11 protein-coding genes are annotated in these 16,992 nt (G+C 35.0%); 3 read left to right on the forward strand and 8 right to left on the reverse strand.

The annotated features are described in order from the left end of the window. Positions 1–33: 33 nt before the first annotated feature. From QGM60_RS15295 to QGM60_RS15305, 3 genes are all read right to left on the reverse strand, one after another. Positions 34–1,983: a S9 family peptidase gene (locus QGM60_RS15295; RefSeq protein WP_281141123.1), complete on the reverse strand. Its 1,950-nt coding sequence runs from the start codon at positions 1,981–1,983 to the stop codon at positions 34–36. Between the two features lie 19 nt (positions 1,984–2,002). Continuing rightward, the gene (locus QGM60_RS15300; RefSeq protein ID WP_281141124.1) at positions 2,003–5,224 is read right to left on the reverse strand and encodes a hypothetical protein; all 3,222 of its coding nucleotides are present in this window, start codon (positions 5,222–5,224) and stop codon (positions 2,003–2,005) included. Between the two features lie 78 nt (positions 5,225–5,302). Then, positions 5,303–5,905 (reverse strand): hypothetical protein, encoded by a 603-nt coding sequence (locus tag QGM60_RS15305; RefSeq protein WP_281141125.1) that lies wholly within the window; start codon positions 5,903–5,905, stop codon positions 5,303–5,305. 89 nt (positions 5,906–5,994) lie between these two features. Between QGM60_RS15305 and QGM60_RS15310 the strand changes: the two genes are divergently transcribed. Together QGM60_RS15310 and QGM60_RS15315 are read left to right on the forward strand one after the other, a co-directional pair. Further along, the gene (locus tag QGM60_RS15310) at positions 5,995–7,125 is read left to right on the forward strand and encodes a VWA domain-containing protein (RefSeq protein WP_281141126.1); all 1,131 of its coding nucleotides are present in this window, start codon (positions 5,995–5,997) and stop codon (positions 7,123–7,125) included. 87 nt (positions 7,126–7,212) lie between these two features. Beyond that, complete coding sequence (locus QGM60_RS15315; RefSeq protein WP_281141127.1) at positions 7,213–8,670, forward strand: magnesium chelatase; 1,458 nt, start codon at positions 7,213–7,215, stop codon at positions 8,668–8,670. Positions 8,671–8,690: 20 nt separating this feature from the next. On the opposite strand, the gene QGM60_RS15320 is transcribed toward QGM60_RS15315, so the two are convergent. The 5 genes from QGM60_RS15320 to QGM60_RS15340 all read right to left on the reverse strand — a co-directional run bounded on the left by QGM60_RS15320 (position 8,691) and on the right by QGM60_RS15340 (position 15,106). After that, positions 8,691–9,239: a PepSY-associated TM helix domain-containing protein gene (locus tag QGM60_RS15320; protein ID WP_281141128.1), complete on the reverse strand. Its 549-nt coding sequence runs from the start codon at positions 9,237–9,239 to the stop codon at positions 8,691–8,693. Positions 9,240–9,309: 70 nt separating this feature from the next. Continuing rightward, positions 9,310–9,879: a YdeI/OmpD-associated family protein gene (locus QGM60_RS15325; protein ID WP_281141129.1), complete on the reverse strand. Its 570-nt coding sequence runs from the start codon at positions 9,877–9,879 to the stop codon at positions 9,310–9,312. Between the two features lies 1 nt (position 9,880). Further along, positions 9,881–11,512, reverse strand: a complete 1,632-nt coding sequence (locus QGM60_RS15330) for a M1 family metallopeptidase (RefSeq protein WP_281141130.1) — start codon at positions 11,510–11,512, stop codon at positions 9,881–9,883. 46 nt (positions 11,513–11,558) lie between these two features. Beyond that, positions 11,559–12,905: a M28 family metallopeptidase gene (locus QGM60_RS15335; RefSeq protein ID WP_281141131.1), complete on the reverse strand. Its 1,347-nt coding sequence runs from the start codon at positions 12,903–12,905 to the stop codon at positions 11,559–11,561. Positions 12,906–12,907: 2 nt separating this feature from the next. After that, a complete protein-coding gene (locus QGM60_RS15340) occupies positions 12,908–15,106 on the reverse strand; it encodes a bifunctional alpha,alpha-trehalose-phosphate synthase (UDP-forming)/trehalose-phosphatase (protein WP_281141132.1) in 2,199 nt (732 codons plus the stop codon). Between the two features lie 82 nt (positions 15,107–15,188). Here QGM60_RS15340 and QGM60_RS15345 point away from each other — a divergent pair, with 82 nt between their 5' ends. After that, positions 15,189–16,991, forward strand: a complete 1,803-nt coding sequence (locus tag QGM60_RS15345) for a glycoside hydrolase family 15 protein (RefSeq protein ID WP_281141133.1) — start codon at positions 15,189–15,191, stop codon at positions 16,989–16,991. The last annotated feature ends 1 nt before the right edge of the window (position 16,992 follow it).

A 16,992-nucleotide genomic window follows, 5' to 3' on the forward strand; every position in this document is an offset into this window, starting at 1 on the left:
AAAGAGACGCTTTTTTTATTGTTGTCATCTATCTTAATTAGATTCGGAATCTATTTCGGTTGAAATGGTCTCACCATCTAAAGGTTCATTTTCTTTTTTAAGATAAGTATCTAAAAACTTCACAATTCTGCTGTAAGCTTCAATTTGATTTTCCTTTTTTACAAAACCATGACCCTCATCTTCAAATAGAACATATTCTACAGGAACTCCATTTTTTCTAACACCTTCAACAATTTCATCAGATTCAACTTGTAAAACTCTTGGATCTTGAGAGCCTTGAAGAACGATTAAAGGTTTGGTTACTTTATCAGTATGAAATAAAGGAGAAATACGTTTTAGCCTAACAGAGTCAGCAGTAAAAGGATCTCCCATTTCTTTGTAGAGCGCTTCTCTGAAAGCTTCCCAATAAGGTGGAATACTCTTTAATGTGCGCATCCAGTTCGTAACTCCAAAAATATTTACACCTACATCAAATTCTTCAGGTGCATATGTTAAAGCAGCCATGGTCATATAACCACCATAAGATCCACCTAAAATTCCTATTTTGTCACCATCTATCTCAGGTTGTTTTGCTAACCAATTTTTGCCTTCAACACAATCTTGTAAGTCTTTTTCACCATGATTTCTATCATCCATTTGAAAGAAGGTTTTTCCGTAACCACTACTACCTCTATTGTTCACGGCAAGAATGGCATAGCCTTGATTCACCATATATTGAATTAACGAATTAAAATTCTGTCTAGTTTGGCCGCCAGGTCCACCATGCACCCAAACCATGGCAGGAACTTTATTTTCTTCTGATGCTTGATGAGGTAGGTAATAGATTGCTGGGATTTCTACACCATCAAACGATTTGTATCTAACAACAGTTGCCGATACTAAATCTTCGGGATTTATGTCTTTATTTAATACATCAGTGACTTTATATTGTTCTTTAGTTTCTAAATTATAAGTGTATAAATCTGAAGGTGCATTTGAGCCACCTACATACATGCGCATCCATTTTTCATCATCACTAAAACTAACGCTTGTAATACTTTTATTACCAAAATCTGGTAATTCAATAGGCTTCATGGTTTCTGAACTTAGTACTTCAATAGCATTTTTACCATCTTCATTAACAAAAACAGTCATATAACTTCCGCCTGAAGTAAAACTAACACCAAGAATATCCCAAGACTTTTCTAATACCTTTTTGCTTTCTTTTGTTTCTAAATCATAAGACATTAGGTATTCAAATTCAGAAGAATCGTCTGTAGTGTAATATAATTTTGAACTGTCTTTTGAAAAATCCTGAGCAGAGTTACCGCTAAGGTTTTCATTTATTTTTAATGTTTCACCTGTTTTGGCATTATGTATAAACAAATCACTGTCATTGGTATTTATGGTTTTTGAAAGCGCAAAATAATTTTCGTCATTAGAAATACCAGATAAGTCCATACCATCTTCGTTTTTATATAATAAGGAGGAAGAATAATCATCTATAGACATCTTATATACATCAAAAAACCGCGGATCTCTTTTGTTAGATCCGTAGTAAAAGTGCTTGTCATCTTCAGCCCAACTATAAAATTCAGATTTAGCTCCATCATCTGGAGTAACATCCTTTATGTTACCATCAAGTTCTCTAACATAAATGTGGTCTATTTCATCACCATTATTATCGGCACTGAATAGCATTCTATCATCATCAGGAAAGTAAGAATTGGCAAAATACGATGTTGAGTCTGATTGTGTTATAGGTGTTAGTTCACCACCAGTCACAGGAATAGTGTAAACATTGTATATTCCAGAACGGTTGCTAGAAACTAAAAGTTTACTATTGTCTGAAGAAAAACTACCACCACTTACAGATTCATTGTCCATAAATTGATTTATGGTATAGTTTTGAATCTCACGTTCTTTAGCGGTTTCGTTCTTGGTCTCTTCTTTACAAGATACCAGAAGAACGAGAAAACTAAAAGTCAGGAAAAATGTTCTCATATTAATTGATTTTAATTGATTAATCTATCTTAAAAGTTTTAACCTCCTTAAAAGGATTGGTTTTAACTTGTTCCATCTTTGTTTTGTAGGTTGTCCAATCGTCATTAAAAAATGTGTTTGTTTCAGCTAGTAAAGTACTGATGGCATCTTTAGCTTGTTGAATTAAAGTGGTTTCTGTTGAGGTTAATCCTGTTTGGCTATTGCTAACGTAACCAGCAGCTAGACCTAATCTCTGAAGAGGAGTTACATCAGGATTTCTTGTAATACCTTGACGTTTATCTTCTTTACCTAAATATTTGTCAATGAGGCTATCAATCGATTTTACTACCTCTTTTGAAGCTTTTATTTCTTCTTTGTATTTATCCTTATCGAGTTTGGTGAGTTCTTTTTTATAATCTTCAGCGATATTTTTACTTTTTACCAATTGCTCTAAAGCATCAGCAGTAGTTTGTTGAATAGCTTCTAAATCTTTAAGCGCTGTATAAACTTCATTTATATTTTTTTGAGAGACCTCAAGTCTTGGATCAGACTCTACTTTGATTGTTGTTTCAGAGATTAAATCTCCGTAGTGAAGGACTGCTTTGTAAGTTCCTGGTTTTACATTAACACCACCAGATTCTCTATCGTTTTTTCTAATTCTACGAGAAGGTCTATCAGCGCCAGCTTCGTCCATATACCAAGTCCATTTGTGGAGTCCATTTTCTTTAGGAGCTTTTTGTTTTAGAGTTCTAATCAAGCGTTCTCCGTCGTATAGTTTTAAAGTTAGGGAATCCCATTTTACGACGTTGTCAGTGTCGTTGTTAACTTGTTTCTCGATTTCATCATCATTTTCGTTTTGAGATTCTTCACTATCGTTCTGAATGATATCTTCATTCTTTTTGTTGAACAGATAGGTGAAATGCGCTCCATAACCACGATTTTCGCCATGATACATGGCATCTGCACCAAAGCGACTTCCGGTTGGTTGTTGGTAGGCTGCTTGATAGGCTATTGGTGGGTCGAATAATTCAATATTTGAATTGAGGACTGACTTATCTTTCGCCATAGCTCTCAAAGGTCTAATATCGTCTAAAACCCAAGCAGCTCTTCCAAATGTTCCTATAACTAAATCATGCTCTCTAGAATGAATGACTAAATCTTTTACTGATGTTGTCGGGAAACCTTCTGTCCACTTGGTCCACTTTTCTCCAGCATTTAGTGAGATATAAAGTCCATCATCAGTTCCAAGAAACATAAGATTTGGTTGTTCAATATCTTCAATAATTGCTAAGGCATAACTTTGAACATCGTTTTCATCTACAATTCTTTCCCAAGTTTTACCATAATTTTTAGTTCTAAAGGCATAAGGATTGTAGTTGAAGCGTCTATAATCATTAGCTATCAAAAGTGCCTCCCCTTTATTTTTGTTAGACGCTTTTATTTGTGCTATCCAACTGTTTTCTGGTAAACCTTTAATCTTGGAAACATCGGTCCAGTTTTTACCTCCATCAGTAGTGTAGTGTACTTTACCATCATCTGTACCAACCCAAAGCATGTCCTTTTCAATTGGTGACGGTTCAATAACTAAAATTGTGGTGTGATTTTCCGCACCTGTGGCATCCATAGTTAAACCACCACTATCAGATTGTTTTTGTTTTTCCGGATCGTTAGTGGTAAGATCTGGTGATATAATTGTCCAAGTTTCACCTTTATCAGTCGATTTATGTACAAATTGGCTTCCGAAATAGATAGTACTATTATCAAAAGGATCAATATTTATGGCTGAATTCCAATTGAAACGTAATTGTACATCAGCATCAGGGTGTGTTGGTCTCACCAAATAATTATTTCCTGTCTGCCAATCGTATCTGCTAACGTAACCTTGTTGGCTCATAGACCAACCGTAACGCGAATCATCTCTATCAGGAACCACATCAAAACCATCACCAAAGCTTATTTCTTGCCAGTAACTATTTCTAATGCCTTGGTCTTTCCAAACATAGGCAGGTCCTCTCCAAGACCCATTGTCTTGCATGCCACCATATACATTATAAGGAAATTCATTATCTACGGCTATGTGATAAAACTGTGCCACAGGAAGATTGCCAATAAATCGCCACGTTTTTCCACCATCTTTGGTAATATTCATACCACCATCATTGCCATCAATCATAAAATTGCCATTTTCAGGATGAATCCACCACGCATGATGATCTGGATGCACTCCATTACTCACACCATAAGCAGGCATGAGTTGTGTAAAGTTTTTTCCACCATCTTCAGAAACATTGATATATGTGAATACAGAATAAACACGGTTTTCATTTTGTGGGTCTACGTAGATTTCAGAATAGTAAAAGGGACGATTTCCAATATCGTTTTTATCATTTACTTTTTGCCATTTAAAACCACCATCTTCACTTTTATAAAGCGCATTCTTTTTAGCTTCAACAAGAGCATAAACAACGTCTGGTTTTCCAGGTGAGATAGCCACACCAATACGGCCTAAATCTCCTTTTGGGAAACCATCTTCTTCAGTGATTTTTTTCCATGTTTTACCTCCATCGTGCGTCATATGTAGTGCAGATCCTTCACCACCGGAATTAAAAAACCAAGGATCGCGCTTGTGTTCCCACATGGCAGCGAATAGTTTATTTGGGTTAGAAGGATCCATCACCAAATCAGCAACACCAGTTTTGTTATTTGCAAAAAGAATCTTTTCCCATGTTTTGCCACCATCCGTAGTTTTAAAGACTCCACGTTCTGGATGTTCGCCCCAAGGTGAACCAATAGCACCTACATAAACTACATCAGGATTGGTTGGATCTACAATGATTCTATGAATATGTCTTGTTTTCTCTAAACCCATAGATTTCCATGATTTTCCACCATCAAGCGATTTGTATACACCATAACCGCCATTTAATGAGTTTCTTGGGTTACCTTCACCTGTACCAACCCAAATAACACTCGGGTTAGATTGTTGAATTTCAACAGCTCCTATAGAAGCAGTAAGTTCTTTATCAAAAATAGGTTCCCATTTTATACCTCCAGAAGTTGATTTCCAAAGTCCGCCAGAGGCAGTTCCAACATACATAATATCAGGATTGTTGTTTACAACATCAATAGCTGTTACACGACCAGACATACCACCGGGACCAATGTTTCTTGGTGTCATATTCTTTACTAAATCCATCGAAAATTCTTGTGCAGAAAGAAGTGCTACACCACAAAGCATAACACATAAGAGAAAACGTTTCATTATTGTTTAGGTTGATTAATACCCTTAAAAATAATGAAAAGAAATTTGAGAATTATAAAAGATGTAAAAAGTTGTGTTCTAGTTATCTAGTAAAATAGGAATTGTAGTACTATTATTGCTGTAATTCTCATTTGATAATAACCATTTGGCACCATAAACATCTTTGTAAGTAATTTTGTAAAGAATAGTTTTCTTGCTTAACAAGTCTTTTACGAAGTCTAGATTATTAGCGTTCTCTATTTCTAAAACATTGATTTGCTCATTGGCTTGTAATACAAATCCTTTAATGAGTGTGTTTTTTGAATAAGGAATAGTGTCTAAGCCTTTGGTGTTATTGAAAATATGGTCGAATAAGTCATCGGTATTGTTGAACTTATGTTTTGCATCTAACTCAATTTCAACATCATCAATAAAGGCTGGTCCAACACCTTTATTTCCTATGACGAATTTAAAATTGTTGTCGTATTCACTATACCATTGATTTAGGTGTGGAAGCACGGACGCACTCTGTTGCATTTGTGTAAGTTTGTTTTCTTCTCTAGCTAAATACGATTGATAAAGTAAAGCTACAAGTGAAATAACACTGATAAATAGGGCAGAGGTACTCATGATTTTATCAGTAGTCCAGTTGATTTTTTTTCTAGACTTTTTTGGCTGTTCTATTTCAGTTTCCTCAGACATTGTAAGATAAGTTTCGAGTAAAGTTAACAAAATGTTAGAATCTGAAAATATGTAAATGTTACATTTAAAAGTGTTATTTTTATAATGCTATGAAGGAACAAAGAAGAAAATCGGGCTTTATATTCAAAACGTATGAAGCGCCAAACCAATCTCCTTTCGAAAAACTCTTTGAAATTTTCAAGGAGCTGATTACTTACACCTCAGGAGATTTTGATGAGGCCATAGATTGGTTGCGACAGTTAGATGTAGAATATAAGCTTACTACACCAGATTATACCATTGATGATTTTATTGAAGACCTAAAAAAGAAAGGTTATATACGAGAAGAAATTGATAACGATGGCAATGGTGGAAGCGGCATGGCGATCACGGCAAAAACTGAACGCGCCATTAGACAACAGGCTCTAGATCATATTTTTGGAAAGATAAAACGCAGTGGTTCAGGAAATCACAAAAGCAAAGGTCTTGGTATTGGCGATGAACATACAGGTGACTTTAGGGCTTATCAATTTGGAGATGCCTTAGATAAAGTTTCCGTGACTGAGAGTCTTAGAAATGCTCAAATCAATCACGGTATTGGGAATTTTAACCTAACGGAAGATGATTTAGTCGTTGAAGAAACCCTTCATAAAAGTCAAATGAGTACAGTGCTGATGATAGATATTAGCCACAGTATGATTTTGTATGGTGAAGATCGTATTACTCCAGCTAAAAAAGTAGCCATGGCTTTGGCCGAACTGATTACAACACGTTATCCTAAAGATACACTCGAAATTTTAGTATTTGGTAATGATGCTTGGCCTATAAAAATTAAAGATTTGCCATATCTTAAGGTTGGACCTTATCATACCAATACTGTTGCAGGTTTACAATTGGCAATGGATATGTTGCGTAGAAAACGAAATACGAACAAACAAATTTTTATGATTACTGATGGTAAACCAAGTTGCTTGCGAATGCCAGATGGTCAATATTATAAAAATAGTGTAGGTTTAGATCCTTATATAGTTAATAAATGCTATGCTATGGCACAGCAAGCAAGACGTTTGCATATACCAATTACAACCTTCATGATTGCAGAAGACCCTTATTTGATGAAATTTATACGAGAGTTTACGCAAGCCAATAGAGGGAAAGCATTTTACACAGGTTTAAAAGGTCTAGGAGAAATGATTTTTGAAGATTACGAAAACAATAGAAAAAGAAGAATTAAAGGATAAAAATAGCTATTAGCTTTTAGGAATTAGCACTTAGTTTTAAAAAACAGAATTGTTAATAGCCAAAAGCAAATAGCCAAAAGCTAGAAAATGAAAGACATCAAAACACTAGGAGAATTAAAAAAATCAGGATATCAATCTAAATCGATTAAAGATGAATTAAGAGATAACCTTATTGAAAATATAAAGAATAAAGTCACAACATTTGAAGGTATTCACGGTTATGAAAACACGGTGATTCCAGAACTTGAACGAGCGATATTATCAAGACATAATATTAATCTTTTAGGATTGCGAGGTCAGGCAAAAACACGTCTGGCACGTATGATGGTGACTTTGTTGGATGAATATATTCCAGTAGTTAAAGGTTCTGAAATAAATGATGATCCTTTACAACCAATGTCCAGATATGCTAAAGAGTTGATAGCAGAAAAAGGTGACAATACACCAATCTCTTGGTTACATAGAGATGAGCGTTTTGCTGAAAAATTAGCTACTCCAGATGTTACTGTTGCTGATATTATAGGAGATGTAGATCCTATAAAAGCAGCGAATTTAAAATTGAGTTATGCAGATGATCGTGTGATTCATTTCGGGATGATTCCTCGTGCTAATCGTTGCATTTTTGTCATAAATGAATTGCCAGATTTACAAGCTAGAATTCAAGTAGCTTTGTTTAATATTTTGCAAGAAGGAGATATTCAAATTAGAGGATTTAAGCTAAGATTGCCTTTGGATATGCAATTTGTGTTTACCGCAAACCCTGAAGATTATACCAATAGAGGAAGTATAGTAACTCCTTTAAAGGATAGAATCGGTTCTCAAATTTTAACCCATTATCCAGATTCTGTTGAGACAGCAAGAACCATCACCTCCCAAGAAGCTAATTTAGATGAGCGACAGTCAGCATCTGTTTACGTACCAGATTTGGCAAAAGATCTTTTAGAACAAATAAGTTTTGAAGCTAGAGATAGTGAATATGTGGATGTAAAAAGTGGTGTGAGTGCGCGTATGAGTATTACTGCTTTTGAGAATTTATTAAGTACAGCTGAGCGAAGAGCTTTAATTTCGGGTGATGAAGAGACTTCAGTGAGGCTATCGGATTTTACAGGGGTTATTCCTGCCATTACAGGAAAAGTAGAGTTGGTGTATGAAGGAGAACAAGAAGGTGCCGATTTTGTAGCCAATATTTTAATAGAAAGTGCGGTAAAAACATTGTTTCCTAAGTATTTTCCAAAAATTGAAAAATTAGAAAAACAAGGAGAGGAAACACCTTATGATGATTTAGTGTCTTGGTTTTTTAATAATGATGGATTTGAGCTTTTAGACGATTATGATGATACTACATACAAATCAAAATTAGATGAAGTAAAGCCTTTAGATGTTTTAATAGCCGACTATCAGCCAGATATAGATTCTAAAGATGTGTATTTTGAAAAAGAATTTATTCTTTGGGGATTAGTGCAGTTTAAGAAACTGAGCAAATACCGTTATTCCGAAGGTTTGCAGTTCAAAGATCCTTATGGGAGTTATATTAGTGGGTTGTAGAAAGAATAGCATTTTAACGGCTAAAATTTATTTTTCTTTATTTGTTTAGGTTTTTTCCAAAGCCAAAAGCCACTGAAAGACAAAAACAAAAGTCCAAATCCTATTAAAGAAGAATAGATAAGCTTAACAGATTTACTTTCAGAATTAAATAAAAAATCTACTATAGAACCTTCGTGTATCATTTCTATAATATCAGCGGTTCTTGTTTTTTCTGATAGTATTTTACCTGTATAACAATCTATTTGAAGTTCTGTAAAATGCGTTTCAAAACGCACTTTTGCGATGCCTTTTCTTGGCCTGTAGTCAATACGGTTTATTGTAGTATCTAAGTTTGTATCCTTAATATGATTAACAGCAATAGTTTCAATTTTGCTGAGAGGGAGCAATTCTAAATTTGTATTTGCAGACTTTTCAGAAGGTGGTTTTAGTTGTAATTCATCTTTCCATGCCAGTAAAATGCCACTAAGACTTATAATAGCAATAAATACCAGAAGCGACATGGCAATGTAGCGATGCCATTTGCGGTACCATCTTACAGATTTCGCTAAAGATTTGTTTTTAGATTTCACGGTTATGCATAAACCTGCAAACTAAGAAAAATCGATTGGTATTCTTCTTAATAAGACGTTAATGAAATTATCAGTTGTCGCGAGTTTTTTTATTGGCGTTGCACAGTTTTATAATCTCTGCGATTCTGTTTTGTCGTGTAGCTTCGCGCTTGGCACTGTGCAACCATGATAAGTAGCCTTTTTGATAGCCTTTTGCAAAGTTTTGATAGTTATTAAAAGCTTGAGGATTGTTATCAAAAGCATTTTGTAAATCTTTAGGGATGATGCCATTTTCAACATCATCCATTTCAGACCATTTTCCAGTTTCTTTAGCCAGATTTATAACTTCCCAACCTGTATCATGAATGAGGCCTTCTTTTTCTAAGTGGTTGACGTAAGTTTTGTTTAAAGCACTCCACGTGCTTTTAGGATTTCGTTTTGTAAAGTATTGCTGTCTTTTTCCACTGCCCAAACTTTTTACTGTAGAGTCAATCCAACCAAAGCAAATAGCGACTTTTACAGCCTCTTCCCATCGCATAGATGGCATATGATGATCTATTTTGTAAAAAATTAAGTAAGCGGCATCATGCTTATGATGATTGTTCAATAACCAATCGTACCAGTCAGTGTCACGTTCAAAATAGAGTTCTGGGATTTCCAACTTATACCTTTTTAGAATAAATATAGAAGTCTTTATCTACTGAGAAATCTTCACCTTTAATAGACTTTGTTTTCCATTCAGAACTAGGAAAAATCCATTCATGTTTACCATCAATTTCAACTTCAATCGGCATATCAAAATCGTCTACAATGTTAGTATAACGGAATTTTAATTGATTGTTTTCAATTTTATATTCTAAAGTCGGAATTTGAGTCGTTCTTAAATATTGATTGAAAAACGCCGTTAAATCTTTCTTGGTTTGTTGGCTGATATAATCTTCAATTTGTTTTGTAGTTACGGTTTGATGATAAAATTCAGTATTCAAGCCTCTTAAAATTTCTCTCCATTTCTCATCATCCTCAACAAGTTGTCTTAAGGTATGTAACATGTTAGCTCCCTTATAATACATATCTCCCGAGCCTTCATTATTCACATCATAATAGCCAATTATAGGTTTGTCATTCTGAATACCATTTCGTGTACCAATAACATATTCTGCAGAGGCTTCTTTTCCGTAATAATAATCTAAAAAGAGATTTTCTGAATAGGCTGTAAATCCTTCATGAACCCACATGTCTGCTATGTCTTTATATGTAATGTTGTTGGCAAACCACTCATGACCAGCTTCATGAATTATGATAAAATCGAATTTTAAACCCCAACCCGTTCGGGATAAATCATAACCACTGTAACCTTTTTTGTATTGATTTCCATAAGTAACGGAACTTTGATGTTCCATACCCAAATAAGGCACTTCAACCAGTTTAAAGCTGTCTTCGTAAAACGGATAAGGACCAAACCAATGTTCAAAAGCTTTCATCATTTTTGGTGCGTCTTTAAAATGTTCTTTGGCTTTTTCTAGATTATAGGAAAGCACCCAGTAATCCATATCTAGTGGACCTTTTTCTCCATCATAGACTTCGGAAAAGTTAACATAGTCGGCAATGTTTATATTGACACCATAATTATTGATTGGATTGGAGACAAACCAATGTGATTTTACTTTGTCACCTAAATCGTCAACTTTTCGTAACCTACCGTTTGACACATTTGTTAATCCTTTAGGGTTAGTAACACTAATGAGCATGCTATCTACTTCATCGTACATGTGGTCTTTATTTGGCCACCAAACACTGGCTCCAAGACCTTGACAAGACGTCGCAATAAAATGGTTACCATTTTCATCTTTTTTCCAAGACAAACCTCCATCCCAAGGTGCGCGTTTAGCTTCTCTCGGATGGCCTTCATAATGTACTACAACAGAATTAATATCATCTGTATTTTGTTCATCAAGCATGATGAAAAAAGCATTGCCTTCTCGTTTTATAGCACGTTCCTTACCATTTTGAGTTACTTTGGTAATTTTCATAGGTTCTTGCAAATCTATCTGCATAACCTGATGCGGTTTTAATACTTTATACTGTATGGTATTAGTACCAGCAATGAACTTTTCTTCTGGTTTTACTTCGATGTCTAAATGATAATAAGTGAGATCCCACCATTCACGTTCTGGAGTTATACTACCTCTAAGCGTATCTTGCCTGGTGAAAGTGTTATTCTTTTTGAATAATTGTGCGTTAGCTATTAGAGTACTAACTAATAAAAATGTAAACGCTATGTGTTTCTTTATCATTTTGAATAATGTTTAGATTCCTGCTTTCGGAGGAATGACAGAAAAATTATCTCAATATTTTGTTCGGAAAGATAACTAAACTTTCGTGTCCATCCTCTGAAACTGCAGCCACTCCAAAAAAGAAGTTGTCAATAACTATACCTTCTAAGGTGAATTCATTAGCATCACCTACATAGCGACTGTTATCCCAAGTAGGCGAGGTAGTGTCTCTCCAGTATATTTTGTAGCCTTTGGCTCCTTCAACTTTACTCCATTGTAATTTAGCCGAAGCTTCAACAATACCGCCAATACTAACTTCTTTAGGTGAAGGTGGTGCAGAGGCCAAACTTGCCATAGTAATAGCATTGACAGCCGTTAGTTTTTTACAATAAGGAAAGTTGACATGCTCAAACGTGTCTCCGTAAGCAATGCCGTTTTCGGTTCTAATATCTTGATGTTGCTGTGTGTAATTTTCGTGCGCTTCCATAATTCGGATACCTGCAAAACCTAAATCATTAAAAGGTCTGTGATGTCCACCACGACCAAAACGATCGAGACGATACACCATCATTGGATTCATTTCTGGCATGTAGGTTTTAGTTGTTGTGTAAACATATCTCGCTAGCTGTCGCGAAATGCCATCAACTTCTCCACCATAAAAACGTCTAGCTCTGGCTTGCCTTGCTAATTTTTCTGCATCAGTTTCGTCAGTAGTAATAGGTTCAGAAAATATTCGGAAGGTACGATTGTCTATCACACCATCTACACCTTCAATATTTCCAATCATGTCGTTGTTAAGTACACCAATAATTTGCCAATCATTGTCTTTAGCATATTTAGCTAATCCTTGTCCACCAAAAAGTCCTTGTTCTTCACCAGATAAGCCAACGAAAATAATACTACTTTCAAATTTATATTTGGATAAAACTCTAGCAGCTTCAATAGCTCCAGCCATTCCTGTCGCATTATCATTGGCGCCTGGAGCATCAGACGTATAATCATTAGGATCTGAAACTCTAGAATCAATATCACCACTCATTATAATGAATTGATTAGGATATTTTGTACCACGCTGAACAGCAACAACATTAACCACATTCACATCTTTTACAATGCGCTGATTAGTGCCTTTTTCTACCAAGTTATTTTGATAAAAAACCTCTAAACAATTATTACAGTCTTTTGAAATATTATCAAATTGCGATTTTATCCATCGTCTAGCTGCACCGATACCTCTTGTGTTCGAAACAGTATCGCTTAATGTGTGACGTGTACCAAAATCTACTAAGGTTTTTACGTCATTCTTAAGGCGTTCTTCTGAAATGGCATCGATGATATCATAGATTTTAGGGTCGGTTTGTGCACTAAGATTTAGGGTAGCAAAAGCTATAAATAGGAAAATATAATTGCGCATTTTTAAACGAGTTTATGTAATAGTTTTCTAACACTATCGGAATCTTTAATCTGATATTTAGCCTTTGTTTTTACGTAGCCAACTTTAATTGTTGTAGCAAATTCTGGTGCAGCTTCAAACATATATTCGTCTGTCCAGTCATCACCCATAATTAGTACATGATCATAATCGTCTTTCATAAGTAATTGCGTTGTTGCCCTTCCTTTATTAACGTTACTACTTTTTATTTCAATGACTTTATTTCCTTGTAAAACTGACAACTCGTTATTGGCCACCATACTTGTTAAAACCGTATTGATTTCGATAGTACGAATTTGCGCCAACTCAGGATCTGCAGTTCTGTAATGCCAAGCCAATGAATATTCTTTTTCTTCAATAAATGTACCAGGAGTTCTATCTACAAAAGTTTCTAAAATAGGCTTAATGTTTGCCATCCAATCGGTTTTTAGAACTTCTAGCGGAGACCATTTATTGTTTTCGCGTCTCCAAACTCCGTGGTCTGTGATAAGGCTATAACTTTTATCACCATACCATTTTTCGAAAGTGGCTTTATCACGACCACTTATTAAGCAAAGATGTGTGTTTTCTTGGTTTTCAAACTTATCTAAGAGTGCAAAAAGTTCTTCGTCTGGTTTGGCATCTTGAGGATTGTCTTTAAAGCCGACTAAAGTGCCATCATAATCTAGAAGTACTAAACGTTTCTCAGCATTTTTATAATTTTCAACGATAAGATTTTCTTCTTCTTCGTTCAACTTTTTAGAGACTACAACTTCTTGCATTTGAGTTGTAGCATCTAGTGTTTTGAAGAATTCTTCAGCCCATTTTTCAACATCATAGCGTTTTAGTCGTTTTTGAAGAATTTTCATTCTGCTTTGTTGTTCTTCCAAAGGCATGGTTAGTGCACGTTTAATAGCGTGAGCAAAATCTTCAAAATTATTTGGGTTAATCAATATAGCTTCATTCATTTCTTTAGCAGCACCAGCCATTTCACTCAAAATAAGTACACCATCTTCATTAGTTCGCGTGGCAACGTATTCTTTGGCTACCAAATTCATACCATCTCTAACGGGAGTAATAAGTGCAACATCAGATGAGGTATACAAATCGATTAAATTTTCAAACGGAAGCGATCTGTAGAAATACCAAATAGGAGTCCAACTCACGGTAGAAAATTCACCATTGATGCGCCCAACTAATTCGTCAGTTTCACGTTTTAAACGTTGATATTGAGGAACACCAGAACGTGAAGGCACAGCAAGCATTACTAAGCGTACTTTCTCTTTGTATTCAGGATGTTTGTTTAGGAAATATTCAAATGCACGAATCCTGTTTGGAATACCTTTAGTATAGTCTAAACGGTCTATAGAAAGAATGAATTTTTTATCATCACCTTCATTTAAGTGTGTATCTAAACGTCTTTGTAACTCTGATTTTTTAGAATTAGGATCGTTATGTTTTAGAGCAGCTTCATGGAACTTGTTGTAGTCAATTCCCATAGGGAAAGAATCTACCTTTATAACTCTATCGTAATAAGTGATTTCATTAAACTTCACTTCCAAACGCATAATTCTTTTTACGGAACTTAAGAAATGGCGTTCGTAGTCGTAAGTATGAAATCCAATAACATCGGAACCTAGCATGCCTTTTAGCAATTCTTCACGCCAAGGAAAGGTTCTGAAAATCTCATAAGACGGAAACGGAATATGTAAAAAGAAACCAATAGTAACGTCTGGTTTTACATCTTTAATAAGTTGTGGTAGCAACAATAATTGGTAGTCGTGTACCCAAACAGTATCTCCATCTTCAATAGTTTCTAACACCACTTTAGCAAACTTTTCATTAACCCGTTTGTAAGCTTCCCAATGTAAATTTTCAAACTCTGTATATTCCAAAAAATAGTGAAATAAAGGCCAAAGTGTACGATTGCTAAATCCAAGATAAAAGTCATTAACATCATCTTCAGTGAGGCTAACAGCTCTACACTTTGAAGCTTCAATTTTTTCATTGACTTTAGGTTTTAGCTCATCATCGAGTTCTTCGTCCGTAATTCCAGACCAGCCTACCCAAACACCATTTCCCTCTGCATGTACGGACTTCATTCCAGTGGCAAGTCCACCTACACTGGGAGTTACGTTTAGTTCATTATCACTTATTGAAATTTGAAGGGGAAGCCTGTTGGAGACTATTATTGTTTTATTCATGTTATTATTTTGGAAGGTTTTTCAGATTTTCGTTAATTTAAAGAAAATAGAAGTCTTAACATCATTATTAAACAAAAATTTAATGAATAATTTACATTACGGAATCATAGGAAATTGTAGAAGTGCGGTCTTAGTATCAAAAGATGGCTCAATAGATTGGTGCTGCTTACCAAAGTTTGATTCTGCTTCTGTTTTTGCTAAATTATTGGACGAAGAAAAGGGAGGAAGCTTTGGTTTTAAAGTTGATAAAAGTTATACAACAACTCAATTTTATTTAGAAAACACGGCCATTTTGGTAACCCGTTTTAGTAACGGTATAGATGCTTTTGAAGTTGTTGATTTTATGCCGAGATATCACAAAATTCAAAGAGGTTATCATGCACCACCAGAATTCATAAGATACATTCGCCACGTTTCAGGAAAACCAACTATGAAGGTTAATTACGACCCAAAATTAGAATACGCCAAAGGAGTTACTACAACATATATAAAGGATGATTTCATCGTAAGTTTAAACGATGAAGATACTTACGATACGCTGTTTCTTTACACAGACTTAGATAAAAAAGCTGTTGTAGAAGGAGAACCCATTTCAATAAATTCAGATCATTTCTTCTTAGTTGGCTATAACGAAAAGTTATTTGTGCCAACCTTAAAATCGTCGTTGTTAGATTTTGAACGCACTAAAGTCTATTGGCTTAATTGGATGGAACGTACTCCAAAGTACAAGAAATATAACAATGAGATTGCACGAAGTGCCATGACATTGAAGCTTTTAAGCTATGACAAATCTGGTGCGGTTTTAGCTGCAGCAACCACATCTTTACCAGAAACTATTGGAGAGGTGAGAAATTGGGATTATCGCTTTTGTTGGATTAGAGATGCATCAATGGTCATTAAGGTCATCTCTCAATTAGGGCATAAAAATATCGCCAGACGCTATCTCCGTTTTATAATTGACTTAATGCCAGACAAGGATGAGAAATTGCAGATTATGTACGGTATTAGCGGAGAGAAAAAGTTAACCGAAGAATCTTTAGGACACTTAGCAGGTTATAAAAACTCAAAACCTGTACGTATAGGGAATGCGGCTTACAAACAAAAACAAAATGATATCTATGGAATTTTAATGGATGTTATTTACCAATTGATTGTCAACTTTAGTAACGATATAGAAAATGGAGAAGAACTTTGGACGATGACCAAAGGTATTGTTTGGGTTGTAAATAAACACTGGGAAGAACCAGACAAAGGTATTTGGGAATTTAGAGGTGACGACCAACATTTTACATTTTCAAAAATCCTTTGTTGGACAGCTGTAGATAAAGCCTTGAAAGTAGCTAAGATACTTGGTAAAACCTCAAAAATAGCAAGATGGCAACTTCTTGAAGAAACCATTAGAGAAGATATTATGAAAAATGCTTGGAATGATAAAGTACAAGCGTTTACGCAATCCTATAATTCCGAAGATTTAGATGCTTCTGTACTACTTATGGAACCTTACGGTTTTATTGATGCTAAGCATCCTAAATATGTCAGTACGGTTAAAGCGATTGAACGCGATCTTTGTTATGATGGATTGCTATATCGCTACAAGAATAAAGATGATTTTGGTTTACCGTCATCATCTTTCACTATCTGTACATTTTGGTTTATAAATAGTTTATACAAAATAGGAGAGGAGCAAAAAGCAACAGAACAGTTTGAAAAGCTACTATCTTATAGTAACCATTTAGGCTTATTCAGTGAGGATATAGATTTTAAAACCAAACGATTGTTGGGTAATTTCCCGCAGGCTTATTCGCATTTAGCGTTGATAGAAACAGCGATAAACCTGTCTAATGTTACAACCGATCAAGAAAAAGTAAAAGGTTCTATAGGTTAAA

It is taken from the genome of Winogradskyella sp. SYSU M77433, assembly GCF_029911945.1.
Lineage (GTDB): Bacteria > Bacteroidota > Bacteroidia > Flavobacteriales > Flavobacteriaceae > Winogradskyella.